Below are 20,808 nucleotides of genomic sequence, written 5' to 3'. Positions count from 1 at the left end.
CGGTCAGGGCGTGTCGAGGTCGTCGCGATCATTCGTGCGGCCCACCAGGATCACGACCGAGCGCGGGCCGATCAGGTACTTCCCGGCGTTGTCCAGCTCCTGCTCGGCCCCGGGGGTGCGGATGTCGTACGGTGCTTCGGCCCCGGTGTCGGCGAACAGGTGCCAGCTCCGGCCTCCCGGCAGGGCGGGCAGTTCCAGGTCGTGCGACTCCCAGTGCGCGTTCATGGCCACGTACACCACGTCGTCGTCGCCGGTGCCGCAGCGAGCCACCGCCAGCAGCCGGCTCTCGGCCGACCAGTCGGGCTGCCAGGCCCGCTCCCCGTGCCAGCTGATGTCGGGCAGGCCCAGGTTCTCGCGGACCCGGCCGGTGGGGTGGGCGGTGGAGCGCAGTTCGCGGTGGTGCTTGCGGAACTCGATCATCTCCCGTGTGAACCGGAGCAGTTCGGCGTTGTCGTCGACCTGGTCCCAGTCGAACCACGAGAGCTCGTTGTCCTGGCAGTAGGTGTTGTTGTTGCCCTGCTGGGTGCGCGCGACCTCGTCGCCGGCCAGCAGCATCGGGATGCCCTGGCTGGTGAAGAGGATCGCGAGGGCGTTCTTCATCTGCCGGGTGCGCAGCGCGTTGATCTCCGGGTCGTCGGTGGGTCCCTCGGCGCCGCAGTTCCAGCTGTTGTTGTCGTTGGCACCGTCGTTGTTGTTCTCGCCGTTGGCCTCGTTGTGCTTGTCGTTGTAGGAGACCAGGTCGGCGAGGGTGAAACCGTCGTGCGCGGTCAGGAAGTTGACCGAGGCCGCGGTGCCGCGGGTGGCGTACAGGTCGGGCGAGCCGGCGATCCGGGTGGCCAGCTCGCCGGTGACGCCGGGGTCGCCCTTGAGGAAGCTGCGTGCGGTGTCGCGGTACTTGCCGTTCCACTCGGCCCAGCGGCCGTACGCCGGGAAGTTGCCGACCTCGTAGAGGCCGCCGGCGTCCCAGGCCTCGGCGATGAGCTTGGTGTGCCGCAGGACCGGGTCGTAGGCGAGCAGTTCCAGCAGCGGCGGGTTGGGCAGCGGGGTGCCGTCCAGGGCCCGGCCGAGGATGGCCGCCAGGTCGAAGCGGAAGCCGTCGATGTGGTAGTCGGCGACCCAGTGGCGCAGGCAGTCGAGCACGTAGTTGCGCACGACGGGATGGTTGCAGTTGACGGTGTTGCCGGTGCCGCTGAAGTTGAAGTAGTACCCCTCGGGCGTGAGCATGTAGTACGTGGCGTTGTCGAGCCCCTTGAAGGAGATCGTCGGGCCGTGCTCGTTGCCCTCGGCGGTGTGGTTGAAGACGACGTCGAGGATGACCTCGATGCCGGCCGCGTGCAGGTCCTTGATCAGGGTGCGGAACTCGTCGCCCTGCATGCCGTAGCGTCCGGTGGCCGCGTAGCCGGCCTTGGGCGCGAAGAACGAGACGGTGTTGTAGCCCCAGTAGTCGAAGAGCTGCTCGCCCGTCTCCGGGTTGGTGCGCGGGTTGTCGCTCTCGTCGAACTCGAACACCGGGAGCAGCTCTATGCAGTTGATCCCGAGTTCCTTCAGGTACGGGATCTTCTCGCGCAGCCCCGCGAACGTGCCGGGTGCGGTGACCTGCGAGGACGGGTGCCGGGTGAAGCCGCGCACATGGGTCTCGTACACGACGAGGTCCTCGGCGGGAATGCCCAGCGGGGTGTCGTCGCCCCAGTCGAAGTCCTGGAGGCAGACGCGGGAGCGGTACTGGTAGCCGCGGCTGCGGTCCGGCTCCACGCCCCACACGTCGCGGCCGGCGATCAGCCGGGCGTACGGGTCGGAGAGCACCTGCCGGGCGTCGAAGCGGTGGCCGGTGACCGGGTCGTAGGGGCCGTCGGCCCGATACCCGTACTCGATGTTCTCGTGGTCGAGGCCGAAGACGGTCATGGCGAAGACGCTGCCGGTGCGGAATTCCTCCGGGAACTCCAGTTCGGCCATCGGCTCGGGTTCTCCGCGCTTGAAGATGACCAGGGTCATGGAGGTGGCCTGGTCGGAGAAGACGGAGAAGCTGACCCCGCCGGGGACCACGTTGGCCCCGAAGGGGAACGGTTTGCCGGCGCGGACGCGGTACCCGCCCACCTCGTGGGTCGGGTACGCGTCGACGCGCAGCACCTGCTCGGACCGCGTCTCGGTCATCGCGCGGCCTTGGCCTTGGCCTTGGCGGCCGCGGCGACGGCCTCACCGGTCTCGAAGAAGTCGAGGAACCCGGTGGCCGACATGACGAACCGGACTTCCTCGCTCACCCCGTAGAGGGTGACGGCGACGCCGGCGTGCTGCGCCTCGCGGTAGACCACGAGCAGGGTGCGCAGGCCCGCGCTGGAGACGTAGGAGACCGCCGTGAGGTCGATCTTCAGCGGCTTGCCCTCGCGGACCAGCGGCAGCAGTGCCTGGAGCAGCGAGCCGGATGTCTCGCTGTTGATCTCGCCGGTGGCGACGAGCACGGTGCCCGTCTTGTTCCGGCGTTCCTTGACGTTGAGAGTCATTGCATTCCCCTCTGGTTGGGGCGCCCCCCGTTGAGCGCTACTTCTTGGCCACTGGACGCAGCCGGACCTTGACCTTCACGCGGCTCTGTACGTCGGGCAGCCGCACGGTGAGGGCATCGGCGTCGAAGTCGGTGTACGGCTTCTCGTCGATCTCCACGGACGCGATCCGCACCGAACCGGCGGGAAGCAGGTCGGGCGAGACGCGCAGGACGCGGTCGGGCAGGTTCGTCGGGTCGGGCTGGAAGTGGAAGTCCATCTCCCGGCCGTTGATGAGCAGGTTGTTGTAGACGGCGGAGAGGTAGCAGAGCTCCGCCGAGTGGTACATGGACATCGAGTGACTGCCCTTGAGCCGCTCGGTGCCGAGCAGGTACGGCGTACCGCTGGCGAGCACGTTGAAGTAGACGGCTCCCTCGTCGTGGTCGAGGAAGAAGGTGTTGTAGAAGGCCTGGGCCTGGCGGGCCTCGCGCAGGTTCGCGTCGCCGCCGACCGTGCCGTTCAGGATGAGGTAGGCGAGGATCGCCTGCTCCTGCTGCCACCAGGCCTTGCGGTCGTGCCAGGCGAACCGGTACGCCTCCTGGTCGCCGTCCTTGATCCGCTCGACGACGTCGTACCAGCCGCCGCGCTGCACGTCGCTGCCGACCGCCGGCATGATCTCGCCGATCTTCTTGGCGAGCTGCTCGTACTCCGGCTTGGCCTTCAGCGAGTTCATCCGCATCAGGTTCCAGGCGATCTTCAGGTTGTGTCCGACCACCGCGCGGTTCTGCTGCCAGCTGTGCGCGGTGTCGTGCGACCAGTCGCGGAAGAAGCGCTCCTGGACGAAGGGGCTGTTCTTGTAGTCCGGGAACTTGTCCGCGATGGTGTCGAAGGTGTACTCGAGGAAGTCGGCGTACTTCTGGTCGCCGGTCGCCAGGTACAGGTTGATCAGGTAGGCGGGCGCGTGGTCGCCGACCGAGTTCCAGTTCTTGCGCTCGGCGTTCTCACCGAGGGACTCGTGGTCGGCGCTGAAGAGGATCGGGTCGATGTGCGAGTAGTAGCCGCCCTGCTCCGGGTCGAAGAAGAACTTGTCGAACAGCCTGATGGTGGCATCCGCGTCGTTCTTGATCCGGATGTCACCGGTGACCCGGTACGTCTGGATGGGGCCGGCCAGCGCGTAGATCTGCTCGTACATCGGGATCGCGTCGTAGTCGTCGGAGAACTCCGAGGTGAAGAGCTTGCGCTCGCTGTCCCCGTCGACGCTGATGCCGTGGTACCAGAAGACCACGTCCTCCTCGCTGTCCACGACCCGCATGTGCTTGCGCAGGTACTCGGTGCCGCGCTCGGCGACCTCCAGGTACTCGTCCTTGCCGGTCAGCAGGTAGGCCGAGGCCATGCCGTAGACCAGGCGGGAGATCGTGTCGGTCTCCTGGACGTGGCTGGCGGTCTTGTCACCGCCGAGCCGGATCTCGGTGCGGTAATCGGTGAAGTCCACCGGCCCGTCGCCGAACTGCGCCCGCCTGTAGAAGTCGGCCAGGGATTCGATCTGCTTGATCCACCAGCTGGGCTCCTCGAAGCGGTAGTCCTCGGCCCCGCGGCCCAGGAAGACCAGGCGCTTGGCGTCGAAGCGTCCGCCGTGCTCCGGGTAGTGGACTCCGTAGACGAAGAGGAACCGTCCGGGCGAGAGCATCTCGTCTATGTGCCCGGAGGCGTCGATGTAGGGCTCGTCCAGATTGCGGACCAGCTCGGCGCTGGGGTCGCCGGCGAGGGAGACGTCGAACTCGCGCCCGTCGGATGTCTTCAGCTTCAGCAGCCGGGCCCCGGAGTCGAAGCGGGTGACGTATCCCGCGATCGTGTCGGAGAAGGAGAAGGTCACGGCGTCAGCCATGGGTCACGCACCGTCCTTGTCGTGAGAGCCGTCGTCCTCGTATCCCTGGCTGACCTCGACGACGACCCCGTCGGGATCGCGGACCCACACGGTCCGCCAGCCGCAGATGAAGTCGTCGAAGTCCAGTGGTCCCAGGGTCACTTCCGCCGCGTCGCCCAGCTCGGCCAGGAACGCGTCCACGCTGTCGGTCTGGAAGGCCAGGTGGCGCATCCGGCCCGGGGCCTGCGGGCCGTCGTCGTTCGCCGCCCGGGCCGGTGCGGTGTCGCCGGCCGCGAAGAGCTCCAGGTACGCGTCCCCCTTGCGCAGGAACACGATCTGCGACTCGCCGAGGTCGACCACCCGGGCCCGGGTGAAGCCGAAGTACCGGGTGTAGAACTCCTCGGTGGTCTTCTGGTCCGTGCAGTTCAGTCCTACGTGGGACCACCGGAGCCCGGCGGCCATCAGCCGGCTCCCCGGCCCCGGCCGGCCGCGATCAGTTCGATGATCCGGCGGGCGAACAGGTGGTGGTGGGCTCCGGTGCGGCCGGTGACCAGGTCCCCGTCGACCACCACGTCCTCGTCGACGTACTCCCCGCCCATGTTCCGGACGTCACCGATGAGGTTGTTGTGGCAGACCACCTTGCGGCCGCGGATCTTGTCCGGGATCGAGGAGGCCAGCCACATGCCGTGGCAGATGATCCCCTTGAGGACCGTCGGCTCCTCGAAGGCCCGGCGCAGCAGCTCGGTCGCCGGGGCGAGGACGTCCACGTCCTCGGTGTAGCGCAGCCGGTCGGCCACCATGCCGGAGGGCACGATGACCGCCGCGTACCGGCGCAGCTCCGCGTCGCTCAGCCCCTCCAGGGACTGCGTGGCCGTGAAGGGCGCCCGGTACTCGTGCCCGGTGAAGGTGATGGAGTCGTTGCCCCACAGCCGGGTCAGGAAGTCGACCTCGGCGCCCTCCTCGGCGAAGCGGCGCTGGTAGTAGAAGATCTCCGGCTCGTAGTAGTCGCTCTCGACCAGGACCGCGATCCGGGTCCCGGACAGCGCGCCCTCGCGCAGCACCGCGTCAGACACGGGAGGCTCCCTTCAGGAAGTCCGCCGCGCGCTCGGCGATCATCGCGATGGCGGTGTGGCAGTTGCCGGACGGGACCGCGGGCATCACGCTCGCGTCGACCACGCGCAGGTTCCGTACGCCGTGCACCCGCAGCTCGGGGTCGACGACGGAGAGGTCGTCGATGCCCATGCGGCAGGAGCCGGCCTGGTGGTGGTAGCTCTCCGACTTCTGCTTCACGAAGGTCCGCAGGTCGTCGTCGCTCACGTAGCCCGGGCCGGGCTGGAGCTCCTGCTTGTACCAGGGGGAGAAGGCGGAGGTCGCGAAGATCTCCCGGGCGATCTTGACGCCCTGCACCATCCGTTCCAGGTCCCACCGGTCGCCCAGGTAGTTCGGATTGATCAGCGGGTGGGCCAGCGGATCGGCGCTCGCCAGCTTGATCCAGCCGCGCGAGACGGGCCGTACGACACCGGGCAGGATCGACACCGTGTTGGGGTGGTCCTGGCCGACGATCACGTCGAACGGCACGTGGACGAAGGCGATCTGCAGGTCGGGGGCGGGCAGACCGGGCTGCGAGGACAGGAATAGAGCGCTCTCCGACAGGTTCTGCGCCGGCGGCGGGAGCTCCTGGGTGACCTCGGCCATCAGCCCGGTCAGGACGTGGTTGTGGAAGTTCTCGCCGACCCCGGGCAGGGCCGCGGTGACCTCGATGCCGTGCTCGCGCAGCTGCTCGGGGTGGCCGATGCCGGAGAGCAGCAGCAGCTTCGGGGACTCGATCGCCCCGGCCGCCACGATCACCTCGCGGCGGGCCCGTACGGTGTGCATCCCGGGCGCCGCGACGCTGCTGTGGCCGTCCCGGACGGTCCGGCCCGGGACGTCGCTGTCCGAGAGCGTGGCGGGAGCCTTCAGCTGGACGTACTCGACGCCCGTGCAGGTGTCCCCGTCGAACAGGAGCCGGGTGCTCTGCGCATTGGTGCGCAGGGTCAGGTTGGCGCGCCGCAGCGCCGGCTCCAGGTAGGCGGCGAGGACGCCCTGGCGGCGGCCCTCGGCCACGTCGATGTGGTGCCAGCCGGTGCCGAAGAGGCCGCGCCGGGGGCCGTCGGTGTTGAAGTCGTCGATCTCCTGGTGGCCCAGCTCGACGGCGGCGTCGATGAAGGCGCGGGAGACCGGGTTGGGGCCGTGCCGTCCGGCGTTGGTGATCCGCTGCGGGCCGCGGGTGCCCGTGGTGACGGCGGTGGCGTCCTCCTGGCCCTCCAGCAGGGCGAAGTAGGGCAGCACGTCCTCGTGGGACCAGCCGGCGGCGCCCTGGTAGGCCCAGTTGTCGAAGTCCGAGGCGTGGCCCCGGATGTGCATCATGATGTAGAGGTTGCTGCTGCCGCCGGGGGCCTTGCCGCGCGGTTCGTACGTACGGCGGCCGTCGAGTCCGGGCTGCGGGGTGCTGGTGTAGCCCCAGTCCACCGGCCCGCCGAGGAGCTTGTACCAGGAGGACGGGTCGTCCACCTCGGGCGGGATGCGGGAGCCGCCCGCCTCCAGGACCAGGACGGAGACGTCCGGGTCCTCGGAGAGCCGGTCCGCCAGCACGCTGCCGGCGGTGCCGGATCCCACGACGATGTAGTCGTACTCTTCGACGCTCACGGATCCCCCTCAGTCCTGGCTCAGCACCTGGAAGGGAACCGTGTCGTGGTAGTTCGCCATGTAGGCGATCTTTCCGTCCACGATCCGGAAGAAGTTCATGACCTCGGCCTCGATGGCCTCGCCCGAGGCGCTGACCGCGGTCAGGTGCGAGACGGCCGCGGCCTTCTCGCCGTCGACGAGGAAGTGCAGGGGCTCGTTCCGGAAGACCCGGTACATCGTGCCCATGCCCTTCATCATCGAGCGCAGCACGTCCAGGCCCTCGATGTGGCCGGCGAGCTGCTCGTCCATCACCTGGTCGTCGGCGAACAGGTCGCACCAGCGGTCCCAGTCACCGGCGTTGGCGTACTCGTAGTACTTCCGAAGGATTTCGGTGTGGCTCTCGTGTCGGTCCATCGCGCTCAACCCCCTATCGGTCCCTGCGGGTTCCGTCCGGCGCGAACGGCGCCCAGAACTGGCTGAAGGCGGTCGCCGAGTCCCCGAAGAGCCCGTCGCGGCCCTCGACGATCCGGCCGCCGCGCCACCGCATGAAGTGGAAGACCGGGTAGTCCATCCGCTCGTACGGGGACGTGCTCGTCTCGTCCGCGCCGTCCCGCAGGGCCACGTTGCGGCACACGTCGGCGCTGCAGTCCTCGCCGACGAGGACCGCCTGGATGTCCATCCGGAAGGTGCCGCCCGTGAGCTTGTGGGTCTGCCCCATCAGCTCCAGGAAGGCGTCCAGGCTCTCGTACCAGCCGGCCAGCGGGTGGCTGCCCGGGACCAGCCAGCGCAGGTCCTCGGCGTAGTAGTCCAGGATGCGCGCCCGGTCGCCGGAGCCGAGGGCGGCGTAGGCCGCCTCGACCCGCTCGCGTGTCACTTCGGTCATCGTCGCTTCTCCTTCGCCGGCGCTCAGAGCGAGCCGGAACCGGGCATCGGCGCCAGGTCGTTGACGGTGTACTGCTTGATCAGCGGTCCGTCCGGACCGGCCACGACCGTCCAGGTCTGGTCGGCGTCGAAGCCGAGCCACTGGCTGCGGGCGGCCGGCGGGTCCCAGATCTTGGCCTGCCAGTTGACGAGGACCCGGACGACCGCCCGGTCGCCCTCGATGACCGGCTCCACCTTCGTGACGGTGTGCACCTCGTCGAAGAAGCGGTGGGTGACGGCCGCGTACCAGCGGCCGAACCCCTCGTGCCCGAGGAAGGTGTCCTCGGGGACCTTGAACTCCAGGTCCTCGGTGATCAGGGCGAGCACGTCGTCCAGACCCACGTGCTGGTCCAGCGCCACGTACCAGTTCTCGGCGAAACTGCGGATCGCGTCCTCGGTCAGCTGCCGCTCGGCGGGCATGCGGTCTCCTCCTGTCCGTGCTGCGTGAGTGCTCTGGTCAGATCTGGACGTCCACGAGGAACGGTCCGGGGTGGGACAGCATCCGGCCCACGGCGGCGACCGCCTCGTCCGGCTTCTCCACGCGCATCCCGCCGGCGCCGAGCGACCGGGCCAGCCCGGCGAAGTCGATCTCGGGGTGGGAGAGGTCGAAGGAGCCCGGGAAGCCGTGCTCCGGGATGTCCCGCTCCCGCCAGTACTGGGCGATGTTGTCGTCCAGCAGCCGGTACTTGCGGTTGTTGCACACCACGAACTTGGCGTCGATGCCGTGCCGGGCCGCCGTCCACAGCGCCTGGTACGTGTACATGGACCCGCCGTCGCCCGCGAAGCCGACCACCAGCCGCTCCGGCCGGGCCAGTTTGGCCCCGACCGCGCCCGGGAAGCCCACGCCGAGCGAGCCGCCCCGGGTGAGGTGGTAGTCGCCGGGGCGCTCCGCCGGCAGGTACCGGGTGACCAGCGGCGAGGTGGTCAGTGCCTCGTCGAAGACGATCAGGTCCCCGCCGGTGCGCTCGGCCAGGGTCTTCAGGAAGACGGCCATCGGCGTGCCGTCGTCCGTGGCCGACCGCGCCTCCCGCACCTCGCGGACCCGCTCGCGGGTCCGTACGTCGAGGCGCGCGGCCGCCGCGGCCCGCCGCTGCGGGCCGAGGATCCGCTCCAGTACGCCGGCCAGCGCGCGCAGCGCCTGCTTGGGATCCGCGGCCAGGCCCAGGTCCACCGGGTGGTTCTTGGCGATCTCGTAGGCGTTGAGGTCGATGTGGACGACCTTGGCGCCCGCCCGGAAGGGGCTCTCCAGTTCGGGGAAGACCTCCGGGAAGACGTAGGTGCCGACGATGAGTACCCCGTCGGCGTCCCCGACGAGCTCCTTGCTGTGCGGGCCGAACATGTGCCCGGTCTGGCCCCGCCGCAGCGGGTGCGAGGCCGCGATGTTCACCTCGGACGAGTCGACCTCGTACACGTCGGCGCCCAGCAGCTCGGCGACGGCGACGAGCTCGTTCTGCGCCCCGGAGAGCGCGACCCCGTCCCCGACCAGGACGACCGGCCGCTCGGCGGAGGCGAGCAGCTCGGCCGCCCGCCCCACCGAGGCCGGCGAGGGCGACACGTCGGTGAGCACCTGGGTGGAGGGCAGAACGGGCTCGGAGTTCAGCTCGTCCAGCACGTCCATGGGCAGCGCCACGAACACGGGCCCGCGGGGCGGGGTGAGCGCGATCTTCACGGCCCGCCGGATGGTGCGCAGGACCGAGTGCCGGTCGGTGACCCGGGTCGCGTACTTGGTCACCGGCTTGGCCATGGCCACCAGGTCGGAGGCCATCTGCGCGTCCATGGCGTCGTAGCGCACCCCTGCGTCGCCGGCGACCACGACGAGCGGGGTGTGGCCGCGCAGCGACTGGTAGAGCATGCCGATGCCGTTGCCCAGGCCGACGCCGGAGTGCAGCTGGAGCAGGGCCGCGCCGCCGGTCGCCCGGGCGTACCCGTCGGCGATGCCGGCGGCCACGGTCTCCTGGAGGGCGAGGATGTAGTGGAAGTCCTCCGCGGCGTCCACCGCGTCGAGGAATCCCTGTTCCACCGTCCCCGGATTTCCGAACATCACATTCAGGCCGTCGGCCTTGAACTGCTCGATCAGCCTTTCCCGTCCGGGAGTGGCTTCCATGACTTCCCCCTCAACTCTCCGATTTCCCTGCGGCCTCCGGGATCACCAGCCGTATCGGGTGAGACCGTCCTCCAGGACTTCCACGATCTTCTGACCCGTGAGATATGAGTCGGGGGTGGAACGTCCGGTGACGAAGGGGAAATCGACGATGACCGACACCGGCTTTCCGAAGTTCCCGTGGTACGCGCCGCGCGGGCCCGTCGCGTCGCGCAGGATGTATTCCAGCGGATACGGCGGCGGTCCCATGTTGAAGTCGGTACCGAGGAATCCGGTGCCGTCCTTGTAGTCGTACTCCTTGCAGTGGCCGGTCACGTGCTTGCCCCAGATGATGCTCCTGCGGTCGCCCCAGTCCCGGGCGAAGGCCAGGCAGGCGACGCCGTAGCACTCGGCGGCGACGACCTTGCCGGCCTTCCGGAAGGCCAGGATCAGGGCGTGCACGCGCTCGTTGTTGGCGAGGTCGACGATCGGGCCGCTGCCGCCGACGATGAGGATCGCGTCGTATCCGGCGATGTCGGCGTCGAGTTTGTCGAGATCGCGGTGGTACTGCTCCAGCTTGGGCAGATAGCCCTCGTCGCTCGTGTACGGACGCTCGGGGACCCACGCCTCGATGTCGAGCGGCGAGTCCAGCCGGCTCGACTGCTCGAACTCCCGCCCCAGCCGGGCGTTCTCCTCGGTAGTCACCGAGCGTCCCAGCGGGGGATCGATGTAGTTCGCGTCGAGGCTCGGCGGAAGAGCGTGTGCACGCTTTCCGGTCGGCGTGGCGAATATGACCTCGTAGCCCCGCTCGTCGAACTTCGATACGGGGCCTATCAGTTCCTCGGCCCAGTAACCGTGTTCGGAGACAATGACCAGAATCTTTCTGCTCACGTATTCCTCCAGGCGCCGCCTGTTGTCGTTGGCGTCCCCCACACTGGCCGCGCCCAGGGGCTTCGTCAAAGCGCTGGTATGCGACTTCGTGAGGTAGCGGGCCAGGTCGCGGCGGCACCTCAGGAAGTCGTCCGCAGACGTCATGAAGTAGCTTCAGGACTACCTGACTTCGGCCGAATCGATGAACCATTCCCGTGGCTCCGCCCTATCGTCTGGACGCGCCGTGAATCACGGGCGTACGAGCCGATTCGATGAACGGGCGACAGCGCGGGCGACAGCACGGGCAAGAGCACGAGGAGAGGGACGGGGACGATGACGATGGACCTGTTGTGCACACACATCGATCAGATACGTCCGGTGAAACCCACGGCCGTGGGCTGCGAGGAGTGCCTCATCGCCGGCGACACCTGGGTGCACCTGCGGATGTGCCTCAGCTGCGGGCACGTCGGATGCTGCGACTCGTCGAGGAACCGTCACGCCACCCGGCACTACCGGACCACCGAGCACCCCATCGCGGCCTCCCACGAGCCCGGCGAGGACTGGGCCTGGTGCTACGCCGACCAGCTGATGCTGGACCCGGCATGAGCGCGGCCCAGGAGAGTTCCGCCGCCACCACCTCGGCCGCCACGGCCGCCGAACGCGCCGAGCACAAGAAGCCGGTCATCCTCGCCGTGGACGACGACCCGCAGGTGCTGCGCGCCGTCCGCCGCGACCTGCGCAGCGCCTACGGTGACCGCTACCGGGTGCTCGGCGCCTCCTCGGCGGCCGACGCCCTGAAGATCCTGGACTCCCTCGACGAACGCGGCCACGACCCGGCGCTGTTCCTCGTGGACCAGCGCATGCCGGACGTGACCGGCGTCGAGTTCCTGCTGGAGGCGGTCAGCCGCTTCCCGGACGCCCGCCGCGTCCTGCTGACGGCCTACGCGGAGACCGACGCCGCGATCACCGCCATCAACCGGGTCCGGCTGGACTACTACCTGCTCAAGCCCTGGGACCCACCGCACGAGCGGCTCTTCCCGGTCCTGGACGACCTGCTGTCGGACTGGCTGGCCACCTACCGGCCGGCGTACGACGGGATCATCGTCGCCGGTCACCTCGTCTCCCCCGGCACCCACGCCGTACGGGACTTCTTCACCCGCAACGGCCAGCCGTTCCGCTTCCTCAACGTCGAGCGGGACCCCGAGGCGCTGACCCTGATCGCCGCCCAGCCCGACGGGGCGCTCCCCCTCGTCCGCTTCCCCGACGGGTCGGTCCTCTCGGCCCCGACCGACACCCAGCTCGCCCAGCGTCTGGGCCTGGCCACCACCGCCTCCCGCCCGCACTACGAGTGCGTCATCGTCGGCGCGGGCCCGGCGGGCCTGGCGGCGGGCGTCTACTCGGCCTCGGAGGGCCTGTCCACCCTCATGCTGGACTCCCGGGCCCCGGGCGGCCAGGCGGGCACCTCCAGCCTGATCGAGAACTACCTCGGCTTCCCCTCGGGCCTCTCGGGCGGCGACCTGACCCGCCGGGCCACCATCCAGGCCTCCCGGTTCGGCGCCGAGATCCTGCACCCCGTGGAGGTGGTCTCGCTGACCCGGGACGACCCGGCCAAGATCCTGACCCTGGCGGACGGCACGGAGATCTCCGCCGAGACGGTGCTGCTGGCCACCGGGGTCTCGTACAACCGCCTCGACGCCCCCGGCGCGGACCGCTTCGAGGGAGCCGGCCTCTACTACGGCGCGGCCACCACCGAGAGCTCGGCCTGCATCTCGCAGCACGTGTTCATCGTCGGCGGGGCCAATTCCGCGGGCCAGGCGGCGGTGCACTTCGCCAAGTACGCAGCCCGGGTGACGATCCTGGTCCGCGCGGCCTCCCTGGACGCGAGCATGTCCCGCTACCTGATCGACGAGATCGACCGCACCCCGAACATCGAGGTGAAGGTGCGTACGACGGTGGTCCGCCTCGACGGCGAAGAACACCTCGAACGCCTCACCCTCCACGACGCGGACACGGGCGAGGACACCGAGATCCCGGCTCGCTTCATGTTCACCTTCATCGGCGCCCGCCCGCACACCGACTGGCTCACGGGCGTCGTCGAGCGCGACGAGTACGGCTTCGTCCTCACCGGCTCGGACCTGATCTCGAACGGCGGCGAGCTCCCGGCCGAGTGGAGCCTGGAGCGCGCCCCGTACCCCCTGGAGACGAGCGTCCCCGGGGTCTTCGCGGCGGGCGACGTCCGCGCCCACTCGGTGAAACGGGTCGCCTCGGGGGTCGGCGAGGGCGCGATGGCCGTCTCGCTGATCCACCGCTATCGCTCGATGGGCTGAGAGCGAACGCCGAGAGCCTTGCGATCAAGGTCACAACGGATGCAACGTTGATTACATGATTACAGCCGAACAGAGCGAACAGCTCCGCGCGTGGTTCGCCGAGCGCCTGCCGGTCGACGTCTACGAGTCCCTGGACTCGGTCATCCTCGACCGCGAGGAGATCACGGTCGTCGGCGTCATACCGGCGACCGAATCGGTCAAGGAGTTCCGCGAACGCACCCGCGAACAGCGCATCGAAGTGGCCCGCGAGGCCGAAGAGCTCTACCGCCGGAAGGTGGCCTGGGGCGTGCGGGTGGGTGAGGAGACGACCCTGTTCACCCACCTCGCCGTCCCGGTGATGACCCGCCTGCGCCAGTCCGAACGCCAGGTCCTCGACACCCTGGTCGCCGGCGGCGTGGCCCGCAGCCGGGCCGACGCCCTCGCCTGGTGCGTCCGGCTCGTCGGCCGCAACACGGACGAGTGGCTGACCGAGCTGCGCGACTCCCTGGACAAGGTCCAGCGGGTCCGCGCCCAGGGCCCCGACGTCTCAGAACCCACCGACTCCATGAAGTCCGAGTCCGAATGACGAATCCGCCCCACGGCGGCGCGTGATCGCGTAAGGCTGGCGACGACCTACACCCAGGGAGAGGCACGCACCCATGACCACCACCGTCGAATACATCCGCTACCGGATCGCATTGGACGACCAGTCGGCCTTCGAGGACGCGTACGCCCGGGCCGCCGAGTCCCTGGCGGCCTCGCCCGAGTGCATCGACTACGAGCTGGCCCGCTGCGACGAGGAGAAGGAGCGCTACATCCTCCGGATCCGCTGGACCTCGATCGAGGACCACCTGGGCGGGTTCCGCAAGGGCGAGCACTTCCCGGCCTTCTTCAACGCGATCCGTCCGTACGTGACGGCCATCGAGGAGATGCAGCACTACCTCGTGACGGGCGTCGTCGGCACGGGAAAGGCCGCCGGACAGCGATGAGCACCACACCCACCATCTACGAGTGGATGGGCGGAGCGGAGGCGATGAACCGCCTCACGGACGCCTTCTACACCCACGCCCTGCAGGACGAGATCCTGGCCCCGGTCTTCGCCGGCATGGACTCGGAACACCCGCAGCACGTCGCGGTCTGGCTGTCGGAGGTCTTCGGCGGCCCCGCGGACTACACCGCCCACCACGGCGGCCACCAGCACATGGCCACCAAGCACCTGGGCCGGGCGATCACCGAGCAGCAGCGCCGCCGCTGGGTGGACCTGCTGATGGACACGGCCGACGAGGTCGGCCTCCCGACGGACCCGGAGTTCCGGGGGGTGTTCGCCTACTACATCGAGTGGGGCACCCGCATGGCCCTGATCTACTCGGGCCCCAACCCACCCCCGGTCGACGCGGCCAAGATCCCGGTCTGGTCCTGGGGCCAAACCCCACCCTGGATCCCGAACCCCCCGAAGGACTGAGCCAATGGGGGCAGGCCTCGGGCTTGCCCCCTCAACCAGCTACACCCGGCCCCGCCGGCACCCTTTCAGCCCCGCCGGCACCACCCCAGCCCCGCCGGCGCTTGAGGCGCTCCTTCAGCCCCGCCGGCGCTTGAGGCGCTCCTTCAGCCCCGCCGGCGCTTGAGGCGCTCTTTCAGCCTCGCCGGCGTTTGAGGCGCGGGGTCCGGGGCGGAGCCCCGTCAACCGGCCCGGGCCCCGCCTCGGCTTCGGCTTCGGCTTGGGCCAGCACCACCACCAGCCCCGGCCCACCTCCAGGCTCCGGCTCCGGCTCCCGCCAGAAATCCACGGCCTCCTCCAGCACCTCGACCAGCGTCTCCCACTCGCCCGGCCGGGCATCGGCATACCCACGCCAAGAGGTGACGGCCAACAGCCGCCCCCCGCCGGGAGGCGACGGCAGCCACGACAGGTCCCGCAGCGCGTCGGCCAAGGCGTCCCAGTTCCCGCCGACCCACTCCGGCAGCCGCAAGGCATCCCCGCACCGCCGCATCAGCTCGGCCTTGTCCCGCACCCCGCCCAGGTCCAGGCGTACGGTCGTCCAGCCCGCAGCTTCGGCGGCTTCGAGCGCCGGGGCGAGCGGCTGCGGGTCCAGGCTCATCGGAGAACCGCCTTGAAGGTGTCGTAGTGGTCGTCCGTGTAGAAGAACTCCCCACCCTCACCCGTCACGATCCGCCGGGCTCCGCGATCACGCTCTCCCGGCGTCCGCACGGTGTACTCGTGGTAGTAGCCACGTTTCTGCTGGGGCAGGACCTTCTCGAAGTTCCCGAAGACCGTGCCGTCCTGCCGGTAGGGGTACGGCCCGCCCTTGTCGATCAGCGCGAGCACGTCACGGGCCTGCTGCGGCAGCCCGTCGGCCCGTACGGTGGCCATCCCCTTCGCCCACTCCGGGACGGCGGAGGCACTCGCACTGGCGGCGGCAGGTACGGGTTTCGACCCGCCACAACCCACCGCACCGACCAGCGCGGCACAAAGGAACAAGCCCCCCAGCAAACGCAGCAACGATCGGGGCACGTTCCGAAAGATCATGCACCGATCGTGCCAAATATCCGATTCGCTCGCGAATCGCCCGGTGGCCTCAGAGCGCGGCCATCTTGGTGTAGGGACTCAGGATTCGCTTCTGAACCGAACCGAAGTCGACGAGTACGGCGATCCCCTCCTCGATTCCGACGACACGGCCGAGGCCGTGCTCGTCGTGGGTAACCCGGTCGCCGACGTTGAACTGCCGGATGGGCTGCTCCACGGGGGCCTTGAACGGGCTGGACGGCAAATGGCGGCGAGGTACTGCTGACTTTGTCATTGGAACCAGTATGCGCCCCGCAGGCCGCCGCGCGGTCCGCCGTTCGGATCTCAATTCCAGCACCATCCGCACCGACGGCGGCAGCGGCGGCCGCCACGGCCCGTCATGCCCGGTCAGACCGCATCAGTCGTCCGGGTCGGCCCGGTCCAACGCCGGCCGCAGTCCTGGGGCCGACTCGGTGAGGAGGTAGTCGGCGACCGCCGTGTCGGTGACGAGACTGGTCACCAGCCCCGACCTCAGCACCGCCCCGATCGCGGAGGCCTTGCGCAGCCCGCCCGCGATCGCCACGACCTCGGGAATCCGCCGCAGCCGGTCCGCCTCCACGGTGATGCACCGCTCGCCGAGGTCCCGGCCCACACGACGCCCCTCGGAGTCGAACAGGTGCGCGGACATCTCGGCCGCCACACCCAGCGAGGCGTAGTGCTCCCGCTCCTCGTCGGTCAGCATGTCGTGCACCGTCGAGATGCCCGGCTCCCACGAGCCGATCGACACGGCCGCGACCGTCACCTTGTCGAAGTACTCGAAGGCGCGCGCGATCCCCGTCTGGCTGCGCAGCGCGGCCGCGGTCGCGGGATCGGGCAGCAGCATCGGCGCGTAGATCGGGTGCGCGTCACCGCCCGAGACCTGGGCGGCCCGGCGTACGGCCTCGACCGAACCGCGCTCGGCCGTCCCCGCGTCGTACACGCCGGTCAGCTGCACCACGGTGCACTGGGGCAGCCGGTGCAGGGAGGCGGCCATGTGAATGGTCGACCGCCCCCACGCCAGGCCCAGTACGTCGCCTTCGTTGACGAGCTCGCCCAGCAGATCGGCGGCGACCGCGCCCAGGTTCTCCGGGTCGGGCGCGTCCTCGGTGGCGTCGGCCGGCGACTCCACGACGACGGCGTGCCGGAGCCCGTACCGGGCCCTGAGCGCGTCCGACCGCTCGGCATCGAGCTCGGCCGGTACCCGGATCTCGATCCGTACGAGGTCACGTTCGAGGGCGGTCTCCAGGACCCGGGCCACCTTGAAGCGGCTCACGCCGAACTCCTCGGCGATCTGGATCTTGGACTTGCCCTCGAGGTAGAAGCGGCGCGCCATGGCCGCCGCCTGCACCAGCTCCGCGGGTCCCATCCGCAGGGCTGACCGTCCCGCCGACATTGCAGACACCGCGTTCTCCTCACTGCTGTTCACACTCTCGACTCGCCGTTCATCCTGTCAGATCCGACGGCCGTTGATCAGCCTGGACAGCTCCCGTTCACCGAGCTGTTCATCAACCCTTGGTTCAGTGGTCGCAAGCCCACGGCGCGGCTGCGATCGCCGCACCCGCCTGCTCACGCAGCGTGCGCACGGCGGCGGCGGGATCGACCGCTCCGTAGACCGCGCTGCCCGCCACGAAGACGTCCGCGCCGGCCTCGGCACAGCGTTCGATGGTCGAGGCGGAGACCCCGCCGTCGACCTGGAGCCACAGCTCCAGACCGTGCTTGGCGATCAGCTCCCGGGTACGGCGGATCTTCGGGAGCATGATGTCGAGAAAGGGCTGGCCGCCGAAGCCGGGCTCGACCGTCATGATCAGCAGCATGTCGAGCTCGGGAAGGATGTCCTCGTACTGTTCGATCGGCGTCGCGGGCTTGAGCGCCATCGAGGCGCGCGCCCCCTTGGCCCGGATCTCCCGCGCGAGCCGCACGGGCGCGGCGGCGGCCTCGGCGTGGAAGGTGACCGAGCCCGCGCCGGCCTCCACGTACTGGGGGGCCCAGCGGTCCGGGTTCTCGATCATCAGGTGGAGATCCAGCGGGATGTCGGTGGCCCTGCTCAGGGATTCCACGATCGGCATACCGAGGGTCAGGTTCGGGACGAAGTGGTTGTCCATGACATCGACATGCAGCCAGTCGGCCCCCTCGACGGCCTTCGCCTCCTCGGCGAGTCGGGCGAAGTCGGCGGACAGGATGCTGGGATAAATCTGAGCGGCCATGCCCCAAGCCTGCCATGCCCCCACCGGGTTCCGGCCACGACCCCGCAAGTCGCCCCACGCGGGACTGGACGGCGCCCCCGGCCGCGGTACAGCCGGGACTGGGTGGTGCGTCGGGGGCTCCGGGGGACGGGATCCGGCCGGGCGGAATCAGGGATGTGTATGGGGGTTTCCCGTCAGTCCCATCGTCCCTCCGTGTCGGGCCGGTCCCTCAAGGGCGCTCCTTCGTCGCGTCGCTTCGCGATGGCCTTCGGCCACCCTTGACCGACCGACCCGCCCCGGAGAAACGAAAGACTGCCGGGAAACCCCCAAAGGAATGGGCCGGGCACTCAAGGATCAGGACGGGGCGATCAGTGATGCGCGGGGCGTCCCGGTGAGCACGGCCGAGAGACGGGGCCCATCACAGACCAGGGCCCGTGTCGGTGGAAGCGCGTCCAATCGCTACGCGCCCCTCATCTCTCAGCGTCCGACGACCGCCCCTGGCTGGACATAGGCCGCCCACGACCCTGGTCCCACGCTCGATATGCGACCGACGACCGCCTGTGGCCGGCCGTAGGCCGCCTCGGACCGCTACGGGCTTCTCCATGACCGCGACGGGCGCCCGTCACTCGCTGATGAGAGCCGCCGGGAGGGGCGGAAGGCTGAAAGCTCGGCTATCCCGTCGTGGAGCCGGGTCAGCGCAAGCATCACTCCACAGGCTCGCGTCCAAACAGGGGCAATCGGGGCAATCTGTCGACCTCTTGGGCCGCCCACCAGCGCTGACCCGCATCCACGACGAAATAGCCGCAGTCCCATGCCTTTCCGCCCCGGTCAGCCGTCGGACGCCTTCCGCGAGAAGCGCCCAAGGGTCGAGGGCGGCCGATGGCCGACCGCCGGACGCATGTCGAGCGCCGCACCGATCCCTTGGGCGGCTTATGAACAGCCATAGACGGTCGCCGGACGCCGTGGGTGGGAAACAGCTGAGGTCGTGGGCGGCCTATGTCCAGCCCAGGACGGTGTGGAGACGCCGAGAGACGAGGAGCGCGTAGCGATTGGACGCGCTTCCACCGACACGGCAGGTGGCTGTCATGGGCCCCGCCTCTCGGTCGTGCCGGCCGAGATCTCCCCGCGCATCTCTGGCCGCCCCGTCCCTGAAAGTGTCGGCCGGCCCGTTCCTTTGGGGGCTTCCCGGCAGTCTTTCGTTTCTCCGGGGCGGGTCGGTCGGTCAAGGGTGGAGCGCAGCGACATCGCGAAGCGACGCGACGTAGGAGCGCCCTTGAGGGACCGGCCCGACACGGAGGGACGATGGGACTGACGGGAAACCCCCATACACATCCCTGATACCGATCGAGAGGCTCCCGACTACCGAAGCCCCCGCCCGCCCCACCCGGTACCCGGTACCCCGCCCGGCTACGCCGTCCGCCTCAGCAGCGCCAGGTACATCGCGTCCGTGCCGTGCAGGTGGGGCCACAGCTGGACGTCCGGGCCGTCGCCCAGGGCCGGGACGCCCGACATGAAGGGGCGTGCGTCGATCAGTTCCGCGGACACCGGGGACTGGCCCGCGCCGCGGCCCTTCAGGACGTCGTCCACGACGACCCGGGTCTCCGCCAGGTGCGGCGAGCACGTCGCGTAGCCGACGATGCCGCCCACCCGCACCGCCGAGAGCGCCTCGCGCAGCAGCCCGCGCTGGAGCGGCGCGAAGCCCTCCAGGTCCTCCGGGCGGCGGCGCCAGCGGGCCTCCGGGCGGCGGCGCAGCGCGCCCAGGCCCGAGCAGGGGACGTCCATCAGGACGCGGTCGAAGGAGCCCGGCAGCCAGGCCGGGCGGGTGCCGTCGGCCGCGATGACCTGGTACGGGCCGGGGTTGCCCGCGAGCGAGCGCTCCACGAGCCGGGCCCGGTGCGGCTGCTTCTCGGAGGCCAGCAGGAACGCCCCGCGCTGCGCCGCGAGCGCCGCGAGCAGCGCCGCCTTGCCGCCCGGGCCCGCACAGCCGTCGAGCCACCGCTCGTCGCGGCCCTCGACCGGTGCGGCCGCGAGGGCCATGGCCACCAGCTGGCTGCCCTCGTCCTGCACGCCGGCGCGGCCGTCGCGGACCGCCTCCAGCGCGCCCGGTTCGCCGCCCTCGGCCATCCGGACGGCGTACGGCGACCAGCGGCCCGGGAGTGCCGAGTCCTCGCCGACGGCCTCCAGCAGTTCCTCCGGCGTGGACCGGCCCGGGCGGGCCACCAGGGTCACCTCGGGCCGTTCGTTGTCGGCCTCCAGCAGGTCCTCGATGCCCGCGCGCCCGCCGCCCAGCGAGTCCCACAGGGCGCTGACGACCCACCTGGGGTGCGAGTGGTACACGGCGAGGTGTTCCTCGGCGTCGTCCTCGTAGGGCGGGGCGACGCGCTCCAGCCAGCCGTCCAGGTCGTGCGCGGCGATCTTCCGCAGGACGGCGTTCACGAACTTTGCGCGTCCGTCCCCAAGCACCACCCGGGCCAGTTCCACGCTCGCCGAGACCGCCGCGTGCGTGGGGATGCGGGTGCCGAGCAGCTGGTGGGCGCCGAGCGAGAGCACGTCCAGCACCGGCGGGTCGACCTCGCGCAGCGGGCGGTCGATGCACGCCTTGATGACGGCGTCGTAGGTGCCCTGGCGGCGGAGTGTCCCGTAGACCAGCTCGGTGGCCAGTGCCGCGTCGCGCGCCTGGAAGGACTCGTCCTGGCGGGCCTTCTTGAGCAGCGGCGGCAGCACGAGGTTGGCGTAGGCGTCGCGCTCGTCCACCGCCCGGAGCACCTCGAAGGCCAGCATCCGGACGGGGTCCTTCTGGGGCCGGCGGTAGGGCTTGGCCTGCTTGCCGCCCGCGCCTGCGGGGGCAGGCTTGCGTCGGGGCTGACGGGGCTGTTCGCTCACGTGAAAGGTGCTCCGGGGTTACGA

The 20,808-nt window shown here is 69.9% G+C and carries 22 protein-coding genes; 5 read left to right on the top strand and 17 right to left on the bottom strand.

Going from position 1 to position 20,808, the window contains the following annotated elements; translation table 11 throughout:
• Window positions 1–3: 3 nt before the first annotated feature.
• Genes glgX through ACZ573_RS18125 form a run of 11 tightly spaced genes read right to left on the bottom strand, consistent with a single transcriptional unit; the run spans window position 4 to window position 10,894 of the window.
• Window positions 4–2,151: a glycogen debranching protein GlgX gene (gene glgX, locus ACZ573_RS18175; RefSeq protein WP_471304934.1), complete on the bottom strand. Its 2,148-nt coding sequence runs from the start codon at window positions 2,149–2,151 to the stop codon at window positions 4–6.
• A complete protein-coding gene (locus ACZ573_RS18170) occupies window positions 2,148–2,498 on the bottom strand; it encodes an STAS domain-containing protein (protein WP_301372410.1) in 351 nt (116 codons plus the stop codon). The genes glgX and ACZ573_RS18170 overlap by 4 nt, the downstream gene beginning before the upstream one ends.
• A 37-nt stretch (window positions 2,499–2,535) precedes the next feature.
• Window positions 2,536–4,359 (bottom strand): AGE family epimerase/isomerase, encoded by a 1,824-nt coding sequence (locus ACZ573_RS18165; protein ID WP_471304931.1) that lies wholly within the window; start codon window positions 4,357–4,359, stop codon window positions 2,536–2,538.
• 3 nt (window positions 4,360–4,362) lie between these two features.
• Window positions 4,363–4,800 carry a VOC family protein gene (locus ACZ573_RS18160; RefSeq protein ID WP_471304928.1) on the bottom strand — a complete coding sequence of 146 codons (438 nt, stop codon included), beginning with the start codon at window positions 4,798–4,800 and terminating at the stop codon, window positions 4,363–4,365.
• Window positions 4,800–5,411 carry a DJ-1/PfpI family protein gene (locus tag ACZ573_RS18155; RefSeq protein WP_382549061.1) on the bottom strand — a complete coding sequence of 204 codons (612 nt, stop codon included), beginning with the start codon at window positions 5,409–5,411 and terminating at the stop codon, window positions 4,800–4,802. Before ACZ573_RS18155 ends, ACZ573_RS18160 begins: the two co-directional genes overlap by 1 nt.
• Window positions 5,404–7,023 carry a GMC family oxidoreductase gene (locus ACZ573_RS18150; protein ID WP_471304926.1) on the bottom strand — a complete coding sequence of 540 codons (1,620 nt, stop codon included), beginning with the start codon at window positions 7,021–7,023 and terminating at the stop codon, window positions 5,404–5,406. The genes ACZ573_RS18155 and ACZ573_RS18150 overlap by 8 nt, the downstream gene beginning before the upstream one ends.
• Before the next feature lie 9 nt (window positions 7,024–7,032).
• On the bottom strand, window positions 7,033–7,416 hold the full coding sequence (locus tag ACZ573_RS18145; protein WP_471304923.1) for a nuclear transport factor 2 family protein: 384 nt from the start codon (window positions 7,414–7,416) through the stop codon (window positions 7,033–7,035).
• Window positions 7,417–7,429: 13 nt separating this feature from the next.
• The gene (locus ACZ573_RS18140) at window positions 7,430–7,885 is read right to left on the bottom strand and encodes a nuclear transport factor 2 family protein (RefSeq protein WP_471304921.1); all 456 of its coding nucleotides are present in this window, start codon (window positions 7,883–7,885) and stop codon (window positions 7,430–7,432) included.
• A 23-nt stretch (window positions 7,886–7,908) separates the two neighbouring features.
• Entirely contained in the window at window positions 7,909–8,343 is a 435-nt protein-coding gene (locus ACZ573_RS18135) for a nuclear transport factor 2 family protein (RefSeq protein ID WP_030008816.1), read from the bottom strand.
• A 37-nt stretch (window positions 8,344–8,380) separates the two neighbouring features.
• A complete protein-coding gene (locus tag ACZ573_RS18130) occupies window positions 8,381–10,027 on the bottom strand; it encodes a thiamine pyrophosphate-binding protein (RefSeq protein WP_471304919.1) in 1,647 nt (548 codons plus the stop codon).
• Between the two features lie 42 nt (window positions 10,028–10,069).
• On the bottom strand, window positions 10,070–10,894 hold the full coding sequence (locus ACZ573_RS18125) for a type 1 glutamine amidotransferase domain-containing protein (RefSeq protein ID WP_471304918.1): 825 nt from the start codon (window positions 10,892–10,894) through the stop codon (window positions 10,070–10,072).
• Window positions 10,895–11,212: 318 nt separating this feature from the next.
• Between ACZ573_RS18125 and ACZ573_RS18120 the strand changes: the two genes are divergently transcribed.
• The 5 genes from ACZ573_RS18120 (at window position 11,213) to ACZ573_RS18100 (ending at window position 14,641) form a co-directional block, all read left to right on the top strand.
• Entirely contained in the window at window positions 11,213–11,479 is a 267-nt protein-coding gene (locus tag ACZ573_RS18120; protein WP_471305144.1) for a UBP-type zinc finger domain-containing protein, read from the top strand.
• On the top strand, window positions 11,476–13,200 hold the full coding sequence (locus ACZ573_RS18115) for an FAD-dependent oxidoreductase (RefSeq protein WP_471304916.1): 1,725 nt from the start codon (window positions 11,476–11,478) through the stop codon (window positions 13,198–13,200). Before ACZ573_RS18120 ends, ACZ573_RS18115 begins: the two co-directional genes overlap by 4 nt.
• 55 nt (window positions 13,201–13,255) lie before the next feature.
• The gene (locus ACZ573_RS18110; RefSeq protein ID WP_471304914.1) at window positions 13,256–13,765 is read left to right on the top strand and encodes a hypothetical protein; all 510 of its coding nucleotides are present in this window, start codon (window positions 13,256–13,258) and stop codon (window positions 13,763–13,765) included.
• A 73-nt stretch (window positions 13,766–13,838) separates the two neighbouring features.
• Window positions 13,839–14,168: a putative quinol monooxygenase gene (locus ACZ573_RS18105; protein ID WP_367401549.1), complete on the top strand. Its 330-nt coding sequence runs from the start codon at window positions 13,839–13,841 to the stop codon at window positions 14,166–14,168.
• Complete coding sequence (locus tag ACZ573_RS18100) at window positions 14,165–14,641, top strand: group II truncated hemoglobin (protein WP_471304911.1); 477 nt, start codon at window positions 14,165–14,167, stop codon at window positions 14,639–14,641. Before ACZ573_RS18105 ends, ACZ573_RS18100 begins: the two co-directional genes overlap by 4 nt.
• A 172-nt stretch (window positions 14,642–14,813) precedes the next feature.
• Here ACZ573_RS18100 and ACZ573_RS18095 read toward each other — a convergent pair whose 3' ends face one another.
• The 6 genes from ACZ573_RS18095 to ACZ573_RS18070 form a co-directional block, all read right to left on the bottom strand.
• Complete coding sequence (locus tag ACZ573_RS18095) at window positions 14,814–15,275, bottom strand: barstar family protein (protein WP_471304908.1); 462 nt, start codon at window positions 15,273–15,275, stop codon at window positions 14,814–14,816.
• A complete protein-coding gene (locus ACZ573_RS18090) occupies window positions 15,272–15,703 on the bottom strand; it encodes a guanyl-specific ribonuclease (protein WP_471304905.1) in 432 nt (143 codons plus the stop codon). Before ACZ573_RS18090 ends, ACZ573_RS18095 begins: the two co-directional genes overlap by 4 nt.
• 49 nt (window positions 15,704–15,752) lie before the next feature.
• On the bottom strand, window positions 15,753–15,974 hold the full coding sequence (locus ACZ573_RS18085; RefSeq protein ID WP_030012151.1) for a CarD family transcriptional regulator: 222 nt from the start codon (window positions 15,972–15,974) through the stop codon (window positions 15,753–15,755).
• 123 nt (window positions 15,975–16,097) lie between these two features.
• Entirely contained in the window at window positions 16,098–17,111 is a 1,014-nt protein-coding gene (locus tag ACZ573_RS18080; protein ID WP_030729529.1) for a sugar-binding transcriptional regulator, read from the bottom strand.
• A gap of 124 nt (window positions 17,112–17,235) precedes the next feature.
• Window positions 17,236–17,922: a ribulose-phosphate 3-epimerase gene (rpe, locus tag ACZ573_RS18075; RefSeq protein WP_030388457.1), complete on the bottom strand. Its 687-nt coding sequence runs from the start codon at window positions 17,920–17,922 to the stop codon at window positions 17,236–17,238.
• 1,386 nt (window positions 17,923–19,308) lie between these two features.
• Window positions 19,309–20,784, bottom strand: a complete 1,476-nt coding sequence (locus ACZ573_RS18070; RefSeq protein WP_471304902.1) for an RsmB/NOP family class I SAM-dependent RNA methyltransferase — start codon at window positions 20,782–20,784, stop codon at window positions 19,309–19,311.
• Window positions 20,785–20,808 lie beyond the last annotated feature (24 nt).

This window comes from Streptomyces sp. NPDC040545, assembly GCF_055595065.1.
The sequence above is the reverse complement of the archived record's forward strand: the minus strand, read 5'-3'. Positions and strand labels throughout refer to the sequence as shown.

Coding starts and splice junctions, on each gene's coding strand:
- ACZ573_RS18110 (WP_471304914.1), top strand. CDS start 13,256: ATGATTACAGCCGAACAGAGCGAACAGCTCCGCGCGTGGTTCGCCGAG.
- ACZ573_RS18095 (WP_471304908.1), bottom strand. CDS start 15,275: ATGAGCCTGGACCCGCAGCCGCTCGCCCCGGCGCTCGAAGCCGCCGAA.
- rpe (WP_030388457.1), bottom strand. CDS start 17,922: ATGGCCGCTCAGATTTATCCCAGCATCCTGTCCGCCGACTTCGCCCGA.
- glgX (WP_471304934.1), bottom strand. CDS start 2,151: ATGACCGAGACGCGGTCCGAGCAGGTGCTGCGCGTCGACGCGTACCCG.
- ACZ573_RS18080 (WP_030729529.1), bottom strand. CDS start 17,111: ATGTCGGCGGGACGGTCAGCCCTGCGGATGGGACCCGCGGAGCTGGTG.
- ACZ573_RS18145 (WP_471304923.1), bottom strand. CDS start 7,416: ATGGACCGACACGAGAGCCACACCGAAATCCTTCGGAAGTACTACGAG.
- ACZ573_RS18170 (WP_301372410.1), bottom strand. CDS start 2,498: ATGACTCTCAACGTCAAGGAACGCCGGAACAAGACGGGCACCGTGCTC.
- ACZ573_RS18140 (WP_471304921.1), bottom strand. CDS start 7,885: ATGACCGAAGTGACACGCGAGCGGGTCGAGGCGGCCTACGCCGCCCTC.
- ACZ573_RS18100 (WP_471304911.1), top strand. CDS start 14,165: ATGAGCACCACACCCACCATCTACGAGTGGATGGGCGGAGCGGAGGCG.
- ACZ573_RS18115 (WP_471304916.1), top strand. CDS start 11,476: ATGAGCGCGGCCCAGGAGAGTTCCGCCGCCACCACCTCGGCCGCCACG.
- ACZ573_RS18105 (WP_367401549.1), top strand. CDS start 13,839: ATGACCACCACCGTCGAATACATCCGCTACCGGATCGCATTGGACGAC.
- ACZ573_RS18090 (WP_471304905.1), bottom strand. CDS start 15,703: ATGATCTTTCGGAACGTGCCCCGATCGTTGCTGCGTTTGCTGGGGGGC.
- ACZ573_RS18160 (WP_471304928.1), bottom strand. CDS start 4,800: ATGGCCGCCGGGCTCCGGTGGTCCCACGTAGGACTGAACTGCACGGAC.
- ACZ573_RS18120 (WP_471305144.1), top strand. CDS start 11,213: ATGGACCTGTTGTGCACACACATCGATCAGATACGTCCGGTGAAACCC.
- ACZ573_RS18135 (WP_030008816.1), bottom strand. CDS start 8,343: ATGCCCGCCGAGCGGCAGCTGACCGAGGACGCGATCCGCAGTTTCGCC.
- ACZ573_RS18165 (WP_471304931.1), bottom strand. CDS start 4,359: ATGGCTGACGCCGTGACCTTCTCCTTCTCCGACACGATCGCGGGATAC.
- ACZ573_RS18130 (WP_471304919.1), bottom strand. CDS start 10,027: ATGGAAGCCACTCCCGGACGGGAAAGGCTGATCGAGCAGTTCAAGGCC.
- ACZ573_RS18085 (WP_030012151.1), bottom strand. CDS start 15,974: ATGACAAAGTCAGCAGTACCTCGCCGCCATTTGCCGTCCAGCCCGTTC.